Here is an 11,618-nt window from a genome sequence, read left to right on the forward strand (position 1 = left end):
ATCAGACTCCGGAAAGGTCATAAGGGCGGGCAAGAACGATGGCTCTGCCGCTGCCGAGCGAAAAGCGCACGTCGCCTTCCGCCACATTGGAAATGGTGCGCGACGCGCCGAAGGGCAAATGAAAATCGTGCAGGGGGTAACGGGCATTCTCGATGAAGAGACCCGTCAGGTCGCTGAATCCGAGGACCGAAAACAGCGAGCCAGCCGGCAGCGCCAGCGTGAGTTCACCCGGCGGAAGCGGCACCGCCTCCTCGTCACCGGAGGTCAGCAAGATATCGAAGCCCTTTTCGGCCAAATGCACACCGTAAAGCAGGTGCTGGATCGCGTGATCCGACCGCTCGCCGCCCATGGCACCGGCAAGGATCAGCCTCGTGGCGCCGCGATCGATCGCTTCCGAAACGGCGATCTCGCCATCAGTCGCTGCCTTCGCCGCCGGATAGGGCTGCCTGGGGACATTCGGAAAGGCCCCCTGCAGATCGGCAGGCGTGGAATCGAAATCGCCGACCCACAGCTCCGGCTCCGCCCCGAGCGCGAGCGCATGGCGCATGCCGCCATCGGCCGCGATGAAACGGCTGCCGGAAACCGCATCGCGCAATCGCTCCGTCAGGCGAAGCTCGCCGCCAAGCAGGATGGTGAAGGTGGTGGACTGGCTCATGAGGCAAGCCCATAGCGCAAAGTCGTATCCCTAGGGAAGAGCGCCATGCTCAAGAACAACCGCGCCAACCGCTCAGTCGTCCGTTTCCTTGATGCGCGCCTGGAAAACCCGCTCGTAGCCGCTGACGTAGCGGTCGAACAGCAGCGAGAAATTCTCGATTTCCTCCGGCGTCCAATCGGCGAAGATGCTGCCGATGACGGAATATTTCTGCGCCTGGATCTCCGACAGCAATCGCTGCCCGAGCGCGGTCAACACCACCACGATACGCCGTGCGTCCGCTTGCGATGCCTTGCGCCGCAACACGCCGCGCGTCACCATGTCGGCAACGATGCGGCTCGCCCGCGACGGATCGATCCGCAGCATCTCGGCAATCGTGCCGACGGTGACTTCGCCCGTCTCTTCCGCCCGCCGCACGACATCGAGCACGTCGAGATGAGACAGCTCGAGACCTGGCGCGACGCTCTGAATGGCAAGCCTGCCGATCATGCGGCGACCTGTCAGTAGGCGCATGCGCGTCATCGCATGGCCGATACGCAGGAGATTCTCGTCGTCGGTCAGGGCCTGGGCTTCAATTTCACGTGTATTCGTCGCAGATGTCATCTTTCCACCATATCAGAGGCGGTAAAGAAATAAAACATGCAAACAGCATTCACCTGTTGTTGACATTTATATGCTAATGGCACATATATCTCAACTATGAAAACCGGGCGTCCCGCGCATTCGATCGACCGCGCAACGTTTCGGCCAAGTTCGGATTTCCTGCCCCATGGACATGCAGACAAGCTTCACGCCGCTCGTGGCGGATCATAAGCGGCGGCTTATTCTTTTCCTTTTTCTGATGACCGCCATGTTCATGGCAACGCTGGATAACCAGATCGTCTCGACGGCGCTGCCGACGATCGTCGGCGAATTCGGGCATCTGGAGCGCTTCGGCTGGATCGGATCGGCCTATCTTCTTTCGCTCTCCGCCGTCATGCCCGTCTACGGCAAGCTCGGCGATCTCTTCGGCCGCAAATATGTGATGATGACGGCGATCGCGATCTTCACGGTTGGCTCTGCCGTCTGTGGCCTGGCCGTCTCGATGGATACGCTGATCGCCGCCCGCGTCCTTCAAGGCTTCGGCGGCGGCGGCATCATGGTCTCGATCTTCGCTGTCAACGCCGATCTTTTCGAGCCGCGGGAACGCGCCCGCTACCAGAGTTACTCGAGCCTGGTACTCATGGCTTCCGGCGCCATCGGCCCGGTTCTCGGCGGCACGATGAGCGATCTCTTCGGCTGGCGTTCGATCTTCCTCGTCAACGTCCCGATCGGCTTTATCGTGCTGGCCGGCCTTGCTACCATGCTTCCCTATCGCAAACCGGCCCGACGCCCGAAGATCGACTATGCCGGCGCAATCGTTCTTGCGCTGACAACGACGAGCATCGTGCTTGCCGCCGACGGCAGCGAACTCTTCGGATCTCTGCTGTCGCCGCAGTGCCTGGGCATCATCGCCTTCGGCGTGATCTGCGCTATCGCCTGGGTCTTCATCGAGCGTCGCGCACCGGAGCCCATCGTGCCGATGACGTTGTTCCGCAACCCGACATTCGGCCTTCTGCTGATCATTTCGATCACAAGCGGCGCCGTGGCCATCGGCATGGTCAATTATTTTGCGCTCTTCCTGCAGACGACGACGGGCCTTTCGCCATCGATGGCCGGGCTGCTGTTCATTCTCCTGACCGGCGGCATCGTCTGCGGCTCGCTATCGGCCGGCCGGCTGATTGCCGCGAGAGGGCGCTACAAGCCCTTCGCCGTCGCGAGTGCTGCCTGCAGCGCCATCGCGTTCGGCTCACTTGCCTTCCTGCCTGCCGGTACGCCCATCGTCATCATCGGCGGCCTGATGCTGCTGCACGGCATCGGCATCGGCCTTGCGCAGCAGGTACCCGTCATCGGCGTGCAGAATGCAGCAGCTTCCCGTGACGTCGGCGCGGCAACGGGCGCCGTCACGCTCTCGCGCATGGGCGGCGCCTCCATCGCCATCTCCATCTACGGCGCCATCATCGCCGCCAAACTCGGCAATGTCGGTATCTCCATATCAGGCGTATCCGATATCGAGCAGCTGACGCCGAAGATGATGGCGGCTTTGCCGGAAGCAACCCGCGAGGCGGTCGCCAATGCCTATGCGAGCGCCTTCAGCCCGCTGTTCGTGACCGCCGCCGGCATCTGCCTTCTCGGCCTTTTGACCGCGCTGACGCTGAAGAACGTGCAGCTTCCGGGGGCGACGAAGAAATTAGAAAGCCCGGCGGTCGCGGAGGCTGCCGAGTAAATCGTTCATGCTGCAATCGGCAAGGGCATCATTTCCCTTGTCATCCCTTCGTCACAAGGCTAAATCTGCCGACGCTCTAACGGGGTGCCTTATGTCCTTCGGACATTTCGGCTGAGAGGCTTTCACCGGCCAACCCGCGGAACCTGATCCGGCTAACACCGGCGGAGGGATTAGACGCGTGACGAAATCATAGCGCCCTTTTCCCCTTCAAGACGAAACCAAAAAGGAGGCGCTGTCATGCAACACCGTTCGCTATTGTCATTCTTCGCAGGCCTGGCCTTTGCCGCCGGAACGTCGTTTTTTGCCGCCCAGACGGCCGAAGCAGCCGACAAGACTCTGACCATCTACACCTATGAAAGCTTCACCGCCGACTGGGGTCCGGGCGCCAAGGTCGAGGCCGCTTTCGAGAAGACCTGCGGCTGCACGGTCAATTACGTTGCCGTCACCGATGGCGTGGCGCTTCTCTCGCGTCTGAAGCTGGAAGGGACGGGCACCAAGGCCGATGTCGTTCTCGGCCTCGATACCAATCTCATCGATGAAGCGAAGGATACCGGCCTTTTCGATGCCAGCGGCGTCGACACCTCGGCCCTCAAGGTTCCCGGCGGTTTCAAGGACGATGTTTTCGTGCCCTACGACTACGGCCATTTCGCCGTGATCTATGACAGCCAGACGGTCAAGAATCCCCCCAAGAGCATGAAGGATCTCGTCGAGGGCGATCCCAATCAGAAGATCGTCATCGAGGACCCGCGCACCTCGACGCCGGGTCTCGGTCTGCTGCTCTGGGTCAAGTCGATCTATGGCGACAAGGCCGCCGATGCCTGGACAAAGCTCAAGGGCCGCATCCTGACTGTCACTCCCGGCTGGTCGGAAGCCTATGACCTCTTCACAAAGGGCGAAGCGCCGATGGTGCTCTCCTATACGACGTCGCCTGCCTATCATATGATCGAGGACAAGACCGACCGCTATCAGGCAGCCGCCTTCTCGGAAGGGCATTACATCCAGATCGAGGTCGCCGGCCTCATCAAGTCCTCGCCGAACAAGCAGCTTGCCCGCGACTTCCTCAAATTCGTGATCTCCACGGGCTTCCAGGACATCATCCCGACAAGCAATTGGATGATGCCGGTTTCAGCCACTTCGGAGCCGCTGCCGGACGCCTTCAACAAGCTCGTGGTGCCCTCGAAGACCTTCCTGATGAGCCCCGCCGATGTCGACAAGAACCGCAAGACCTGGATCGACGAATGGCTGGCCGCCACCAGCGGCAACTGATGCCTTGACGATACTCACGGCACCAGAGCGAAGACGCGCCATTTCCGGCGGGGCAGTCAACCTCGCCGGCATCGTGCTCTTCGTCGGGATCGCGGTGCTCGTTCTGCTCGCCGCCGGCATCGACTCCGGCGGTACCAATCCGCTGGCAGATCCCTACTTGCTGCGCGTCCTGCGCTTCACGCTGCTGCAGGCGGTGCTCTCGACGCTGCTTTCCGTTGTACTCGCTATTCCGGTCGCGCGCGCATTGGCGCGCCAGCCGCGCTTTCCCGGCCGCCTTTGGCTCATCCGGCTGATGGCCGTGCCGATGGGCCTGCCCGTGCTGATCGGCGCGCTCGGCCTGCTCGGCATATGGGGCCGGCAAGGTCTGCTCAATCAGGCCCTCGCCACTCTCGGCCTGTCGCAACCTATCAGCATCTACGGCCTTGCCGGCATCCTGCTTGCCCATGTCTTCTTCAACATGCCGCTCGCCAGCAGGCTGATGCTTGCCGGGCTGGAACGTGTTCCTGCGGAATATTGGCTTGTGGCCGGCGGACTCGGCATGCGGCCCGCCTCGGTCTTCCGCTTCATCGAATGGCCCGTCCTGCGTGGCCTCATTCCCGGCATCGCCGGGCTGATCTTCATGCTCTGCGCCACCAGCTTCACACTGGTCCTGATCCTCGGCGGCGGTCCGGCTGCGACAACGCTGGAAGTGGCGATCTATCAGGCGCTGCGCTTCGATTTCGATCCCGGCCGCGCCGTCATGCTGTCGCTTCTGCAAATCGTCGTCACTCTCGTCATCCTCGGCGCCATGACATTGTTTCGTGCCCCTGACGATCATGGCCTCACCAGCGGCCGCGCGCTGCGGCGCATCGATGGGCAGGCGCCTGCCCGTCGATGGATCGATGCCGCTCTGTTGTCGGCGGCCACGCTCTTTCTCGGCCTGCCGCTCGCTTCGGTCGTCGTCACCGGCCTTGAGGCGAACCTCTTCAAGCTCGCCGGCCAGCCGATCTTTCTGCAGGCGGCCGCCACCAGCCTTGCGATTGCGCTCGCCGCCGGACTCCTGGCCGTCCTGACATCCTTTGCGATCATCCGTGCCCGATCGGTGATATCGGCGGATCGCCGAAAGACCTTCGGCCTCCGCGGCCTGGCAATCGCGCTGAGCGGAAGCTCTTCCCTCATCCTGCTGGTCCCACCCATCGTGCTGGCGACCGGCTGGTTCCTGGCACTCCGGCCCTTGGGCGACCCGAGCCGCTTTGCGGCCATTCTGATCGTCGTCATCAACGCGCTGATGGCGCTGCCCTTCGTCATCCGCGTCATCGAGCCAGCCTATGCGGTCCATGTCCGGCGCACCGAACGTCTGGCGGCAAGCCTCGGCCTTCGCGGCATTTCCCGCCTTCGCCTCATCGATTGGCCCGGCCTGCGCAAGCCGCTCTTCACAGCCCTCTCCTTCGCCATGGCGCTGTCGCTCGGCGATCTCGGCGCGGTGGCCCTCTTCGGCTCGGACAGCCTGATGACCCTGCCCTGGCTGGTCTATAGCAAGCTCGGCAGCTACCGCACCAATGATGCCGATGGATATGCCTTGATCCTTGGCCTGGTATGTCTTCTCCTGACCATTGCCGGTACGGCCGGCCAGGGTGCACGCGATGACGAAAGCAGAAGACATGGCTGACGGCCGCGACATGAAGGAACAGGGCATTGCCATGGCCGGTGTCGAGCTGCGCCTCGGCACCCATGATTTCCGCTTCGACTGTGATTTGCCACAGGGCAAGATCATCGCCGTCGCCGGCCCGTCGGGATCAGGAAAATCGACCTTCCTCAATTTGCTAGCCGGCTTCGAACCGCCGGATCGAGGCCGCATTCTGCTTGCCGGACAGGACGTAACCGGCCTGCATCCCGCTGAACGGCCCGTGTCGCTCGTCTTCCAGGACAACAACCTCTTTGCTCATCTCGATCTCTTCACCAATGTCGGCCTCGGCATCAGCCCGTCATTGAAGCTTTCGAAGGAGGACGGGGAAAGGGTTTCGCAAGCCCTGGCGCGCGTCGGGCTGCCGGGCTTCGAGACGCGCAAACCGGGAACGCTTTCCGGCGGCGAGCGGCAGCGCGCCGCCTTCGCAAGGGCTCTCGTGCGCGACAAGCCCGTCCTATTGCTTGACGAGCCTTTCGCGGCGCTCGATCCCGGCCTGCGCTCCGGCATGGTCGAACTCCTGAAAACCCTGCATCGCGAAACCGGCAATACGGTGCTGATCGTCTCGCATGATCCGGCCGAAGTGCGGCGCCTTGCCGACCACGCCGTCTTCATCGATGGCGGCACCATCAAGCTCGCCGCTCCCATCGGGACCTTCCTGGAGACAGACGGCATTCCGGCGCTGACCACATTTCTGCAACATTGATTGCGCCGCAGCATCTTGCCGCCGGTTTTGCCTTAATTTCGTCGCGGCAAGCGGCTGAAAGTCTTGGGGAATGCTTGCTAAAATACAACGCCGCCACATTTAAACGGAGTCTCGCTATGCAACCGGTGCCAAAATCGGCTACAGCAAGGGGTGGAGACCGTCCGGGTAAATGCGGATAGATGGGGGCGGAAGTAACCTTTGTCGGCGCACGACGATGATCGGCCCGGTAAGGATCAACCGGATTTGGCGCCGAGCCGGCATGACAGCGAAATGAGTAGGATGCAGGTCCTGAAGCAGAGCAAGCGAGCACAACGAAGGATCGATGCGACCGTCGCAGCCCGTTTGCGCCGCTTTGTCCCCGTCCTTACGGCCGCGGCGATGTTGAACGGCTGCCAGACGGTGCTGGATCAATCCTACCAGCCGAGCGTTTCTCCCTCCGCCAATCCGCAGATCGTCTCCGAAGTCCAGAAGAACGATCCTCGCGCGCAGATGGGCGCTCGCGAACATCCGCGTATCCTCGCAAGCTATGGCGGCGAATACAAGGATGCCAAGACAGAGAGGCTCGTTGCCCGCATCGCCGGCGCCTTGACCAGCGTGTCGGAAAATCCGCAGCAGTCCTACCGCATCACCATTCTCAACTCTCCCTCGATCAACGCCTTCGCGCTGCCGGGCGGCTATCTCTATGTCACGCGCGGCCTGTTGGCGCTCGCCAACGACGCTTCAGAAGTCGCCGCCGTGCTGGCGCATGAAATGGCGCACGTCACCGCCAACCACGGCATCGAAAGGCAGAAGCGCGAAGAGGCCGAAGTCATCGCTAGCCGTGTCGTTTCGGAAGTCCTGTCGAGCGATCTGGCCGGCAAGCAGGCGCTTGCCCGCGGCAAGCTGCGCCTTGCCGCCTTCTCGCGCCAGCAGGAGCTGCAGGCCGACGAGATTGGCATTCGCACGCTCGGCCAAGCCGGCTATGATCCTTATGCCGCCGCTCGCTTCCTGAACGCGATGGAAGACTACAGCCGCTTCATGTCGGCCAATTCCGACGTCGACCAGAGCCTGGACTTCCTTTCGAGCCACCCGAGCACGCCGCAGCGCATCGATCTTGCCAAGGCGCATGCCCGCGAATTCGGCGAGGAAGGCAAGGTCGGCGACATCGGCCGCGATTATTACCTGAACGGCATCGATGGACTGCTCTATGGCGACAGCCCCGAGGAAGGCTATGTGCGCGGCCAGACCTTCCTGCACGGCGGCCTCGGCATCCGCTTCGACGTGCCGCCCGACTTCCGCATCGACAACAAGGTCGAAGCCGTCATGGCGACTGGCCCGGGCGATATCGCCATTCGTTTCGATGGCGTTGCCGATACCCAGAACCAGAATCTGACGAACTATATTTCCAGTGGCTGGGTCACGGGCCTCGATCCCAATTCGATTCAGTCGATCACCGTCAATGGCATGCCGGCCGCGACAGCGCGCGCCTCTGCCGATCGTTGGGATTTCGATGTCACGGTGATCCGCGATCGCACGCAGATCTTCCGTTTCCTGACGGCAGTGCCGAAAGGAAATATCGCCCAGCTCGATCAGACCGCCAATGTCCTGCGCGCGAGCTTCCGGCATATGACGCCGGAGGAGGCGGCCTCGCTGAAGCCGCTGCGCGTACGTGTCGTCACCGTCAAGCCTGGCGACACCATCACCACGCTCGCTGCCCGCATGATGGGCACCGATCGCAAGCTCGACCTGTTCAAACTGATCAATGCCCTACCAACCGGGGCGACGATTGCGCCGGGCGATAGGGTCAAAATTATCTCGGAATAGATCGCTCCCAGCCGGGAGAAGATCTGCCTCAGGCGTAGCTTGCCATGCGCGGGTCCGCATCGACAAGCGCATTGCGGAGCTTGTCCATGGCGCGGCTTTCGATCTGCCGCACGCGCTCCTTGGAAATGCCGAGATCGGCGCCGAGTTCCTCCAGCGTTGCGCCATCTTCGACAAGACGACGCGCCCGGATGATCTTCATTTCGCGCTCGTTGAGATGCTTCAGAGCCGATGCCAGCCAGATGCGACGGCGTTCGCCATCGATCATGTCGGAGACCTGCTCGTCGGGAAGCGGTTCGTCGCTGATGAGAAAATCGATGCGTTCGGCGCTTTCGGAATCGCCAGCAATCGAAGGCGCCTGCAGCGAGGTGTCGCTGCTGGAAAGGCGCGCATCCATCGTCTGCACGTCGGCGAGGCTGACGCCAAGCGTGACGGCGATTTCCTCGTGGATGGACTGGACGGTAACGCTGGAATTGCTGCGGGCAAGCTTGGCGCGCAAACGGCGCAGATTGAAGAACAGTGCCTTCTGGGCGGAACTCGTGCCGCCGCGTACGATCGACCAGTTGCGCAGGATATAGTCCTGGATCGAAGCGCGGATCCACCAGCTTGCATAAGTAGAGAAGCGAACCTCCCGTTCCGGTTCGAAGCGGGCTGCCGCTTCCAGCAGGCCGACATAACCCTCCTGCACCAGATCGCTCATCGGCAATCCGAAATTACGAAATTTCCCCGCCATGGAAATGACGAGGCGCATATGGGCGGTTGCGATCTGATTACGGGCACCCCGATCCTCGTGATCCTTCCAGCGAATGGCGAGATCGTGTTCTTCGTCGCGATCGAGATAGGGAGCAGCCATCGCAACTTTGATCATGCGCCGATCTGCAGACATATTCGTCATATGCATCTCCTGGGTTCGGCCTCAAATCGTCTCTATGCCGCGGTCGACGAAAAGGGCAGCAAGCATCGTTTCCGAACATCGCTGTTCGGACGGAAATCAATGAATGAAATTGCGAATTGGAAACCGATATCCGGCTGGCCGGATAATCGATGACTAGTCTAGTTCGATCTCATCGAACGGGTCTGACGATTGAAGCATCTTCAGATCGCCGGGGAGCTTCGAGTGAAAACGCATAGGCCGGTCCTCGTGAATGTCTACAATACGGCCTGTATGGAACCCCCTCTCCACAGGAGAGTACCCACACCGACCGCCAACACGAGGCTTAAACGCGGCAGAACGGAAAAGGTTCCAAAGAAAAAAACCCGGCACGAAGGCCGGGTTTTTGAAGCAATGGTGGCGTCTTGGCCTTATGCGGCTTCGTCCTGCGAGTCGTCGTCGTCGACGACCTTGCCGCGCTTCGGGCCCTTGTTCAGATTGGTCTCGACAAGGCGAACGGCTTCGGTTTCCGACATCTTGTTGACGGCGGCGATTTCGCGCGCCATGCGATCAAGAGCAGCTTCGTAAAGCTGGCGCTCCGAATAAGATTGCTCCGGCTGGTTCTCGGCACGATAGAGATCGCGAACGACCTCCGCAATCGAGATCAGATCGCCGGAATTGATCTTGGCATCGTATTCCTGCGCGCGGCGCGACCACATGGTGCGCTTTACGCGGGCCTTGCCCTGCACGACCTTCAATGCACGCTCGACGAAATCCGTCTCGGAAAGCTTGCGCATGCCGATGCTCATGGCCTTGGCCACCGGCACCTTCAGGCGCATCTTGTCTTTCTCGAAGTCGATTACGAACAGCTCGAGCTTCATGCCTGCGACTTCTTGTTCTTCGATCGCAGTGATCGTACCGACGCCATGGGCCGGATAAACGATCGCTTCACCAGTCTTGAAGCCGTGGCGTGCTGCTGAAGGTTTTTTCTGCTGGGTCGTCATTCTTTTCAAAAACTCCCTGTTACGCGCCCCGTTAGGGCCGGGGTGCCGGGTCAGTCAGGCCCGGATGAGACGGACGTACCGTCGGGTCACTTCATCCTGGTCCAGCCAGACTTATGCAAACAGAAACCCATCCATCGCGATCCGGGACCCGACAACACAATACGTTGATATGTCAAGGAAACCGCGTACGGATTGGTGATTTGCTTTCGTGATGGTTTTGGGCATGCGAAATGCCGCAGTGGATCAGTATGAGGAACCTATCACAAAAATCTGAGGAAATCAATAATTTGCTGCACGCGCGCCAAAATGGCCACGTTGACCGACCAGCGGCCCAACGGCAATGATTCGCTTTCTGCGATATCGACTACACCTTTATCGCTGGCCTGTCACGACCTTCGATCAGTCGCCCGCGCCGGGGTTGGCCGAGAAATATTTCTCGAATTTACCCTGCTCGCCGTCCATTTCCTTGGCTTCCGGCATCGGGTCGCGCTTGACGGTGATGTTCGGCCAGATGGCGGCGTATTCCGCATTGACCTTCAGCCACTTGTCGAGACCCGGCTCCGTATCGGGCTTGATCGCCTCGGCAGGACATTCCGGCTCGCAGACACCGCAATCGATGCATTCGTCGGGATGGATGACGAGAAAGTTCTCGCCTTCGTAGAAGCAGTCGACGGGGCAGACTTCCACGCAGTCGGTATATTTGCAGCGGATGCAATTGTCGGTCACGACATATGTCATGAAGCACTCCAGGAATGTCTCTAGTTCCCGCGGATGCGCAACCTGGAACGTCGCACCTCTCCACGGAGCCGAACGGGCACACGAATGCGTCACGCACAAACGCGCCGTCCGGCGGGTTACCGGCAGGTTGATCGTGAGGTATCCACTTTGCCAGCCAATTTCAAGGACAAACAATCTTGAAAACCGCCTGCGACAGGCAGAGTTTTCTAATCGTCGTCGGCGGTGAGGCGGTCGATTGCGCGCCGATCTCGTTTCGTGGGTCTGCCGCTGCCCGGTGCTCGCAACGCCTGCTCGAACGGGGTGAGACGTTTTGTCTCATCCGGCGGCGGCGTCAGATCTTCGTAAAGCAGCCTGGCTTCCTCGAATGGCCCCCTGCGTTCGCCGGCCGCCCGCACGATCAACACAATATCGCGACGCTCCAGCGAGAGCTCGATCCGATCGCCTGCCTTGACGCCGAAGCTCGATTGGGCGATCCGCTCGCCATTCACCCTGACACTGCCGTTTTGCACATAGAGCTGGGCCAGCGAACGGGATTTCACCATGCGGGCAAAGAACAGCCATTTGTCGATGCGCTGGCGCGAACCGGAAAATGGCTGTTTCTCGTCCGTCATGG

General features: G+C 61.0%; 11 protein-coding genes and 1 riboswitch. Of the genes, 5 read left to right on the forward strand and 6 right to left on the reverse strand.

Annotated features, from left to right (window positions below; translation table 11 throughout):
- Position 1: 1 nt before the first annotated feature.
- The gene (locus tag AC13RC_RS26770; RefSeq protein WP_113331469.1) at positions 2–655 is read right to left on the reverse strand and encodes a thiamine diphosphokinase; all 654 of its coding nucleotides are present in this window, start codon (positions 653–655) and stop codon (positions 2–4) included.
- 72 nt (positions 656–727) lie between these two features.
- Positions 728–1,255, reverse strand: a complete 528-nt coding sequence (locus AC13RC_RS26775; RefSeq protein WP_113331467.1) for a MarR family winged helix-turn-helix transcriptional regulator — start codon at positions 1,253–1,255, stop codon at positions 728–730.
- A 166-nt stretch (positions 1,256–1,421) separates the two neighbouring features.
- Between AC13RC_RS26775 and AC13RC_RS26780 the strand changes: the two genes are divergently transcribed.
- The 5 genes from AC13RC_RS26780 (at position 1,422) to AC13RC_RS26800 (ending at position 8,395) form a co-directional block, all read left to right on the forward strand.
- Positions 1,422–2,957 (forward strand): MDR family MFS transporter, encoded by a 1,536-nt coding sequence (locus AC13RC_RS26780; RefSeq protein WP_488559052.1) that lies wholly within the window; start codon positions 1,422–1,424, stop codon positions 2,955–2,957.
- A gap of 70 nt (positions 2,958–3,027) precedes the next feature.
- A riboswitch (TPP riboswitch) is annotated at positions 3,028–3,144 on the forward strand.
- 50 nt (positions 3,145–3,194) lie between these two features.
- Complete coding sequence (thiB, locus tag AC13RC_RS26785; protein ID WP_488559053.1) at positions 3,195–4,223, forward strand: thiamine ABC transporter substrate binding subunit; 1,029 nt, start codon at positions 3,195–3,197, stop codon at positions 4,221–4,223.
- Positions 4,224–4,233: 10 nt separating this feature from the next.
- Positions 4,234–5,871, forward strand: coding sequence for a thiamine/thiamine pyrophosphate ABC transporter permease ThiP (gene thiP, locus AC13RC_RS26790; RefSeq protein WP_488559064.1), 1,638 nt, complete (start codon positions 4,234–4,236; stop codon positions 5,869–5,871).
- On the forward strand, positions 5,864–6,592 hold the full coding sequence (locus AC13RC_RS26795) for a thiamine ABC transporter ATP-binding protein (RefSeq protein WP_488559065.1): 729 nt from the start codon (positions 5,864–5,866) through the stop codon (positions 6,590–6,592). The genes thiP and AC13RC_RS26795 overlap by 8 nt, the downstream gene beginning before the upstream one ends.
- A gap of 378 nt (positions 6,593–6,970) precedes the next feature.
- Entirely contained in the window at positions 6,971–8,395 is a 1,425-nt protein-coding gene (locus tag AC13RC_RS26800) for a M48 family metalloprotease (protein WP_246661196.1), read from the forward strand.
- Between the two features lie 28 nt (positions 8,396–8,423).
- On the opposite strand, the gene AC13RC_RS26805 is transcribed toward AC13RC_RS26800, so the two are convergent.
- The 4 genes from AC13RC_RS26805 to AC13RC_RS26820 all read right to left on the reverse strand — a co-directional run bounded on the left by AC13RC_RS26805 (position 8,424) and on the right by AC13RC_RS26820 (position 11,616).
- Complete coding sequence (locus tag AC13RC_RS26805; protein ID WP_092719018.1) at positions 8,424–9,287, reverse strand: RNA polymerase factor sigma-32; 864 nt, start codon at positions 9,285–9,287, stop codon at positions 8,424–8,426.
- A gap of 407 nt (positions 9,288–9,694) precedes the next feature.
- Positions 9,695–10,267: a CarD family transcriptional regulator gene (locus tag AC13RC_RS26810; protein WP_069611538.1), complete on the reverse strand. Its 573-nt coding sequence runs from the start codon at positions 10,265–10,267 to the stop codon at positions 9,695–9,697.
- A 399-nt stretch (positions 10,268–10,666) separates the two neighbouring features.
- The gene (gene fdxA / locus AC13RC_RS26815) at positions 10,667–11,005 is read right to left on the reverse strand and encodes a ferredoxin FdxA (RefSeq protein ID WP_069611537.1); all 339 of its coding nucleotides are present in this window, start codon (positions 11,003–11,005) and stop codon (positions 10,667–10,669) included.
- A gap of 206 nt (positions 11,006–11,211) precedes the next feature.
- Positions 11,212–11,616 carry an RNA-binding S4 domain-containing protein gene (locus tag AC13RC_RS26820; protein ID WP_113352722.1) on the reverse strand — a complete coding sequence of 135 codons (405 nt, stop codon included), beginning with the start codon at positions 11,614–11,616 and terminating at the stop codon, positions 11,212–11,214.
- Positions 11,617–11,618: the final 2 nt, after the last annotated feature.

Source organism: Martinezella sp. CNPSo 3890 (assembly GCF_057784455.1).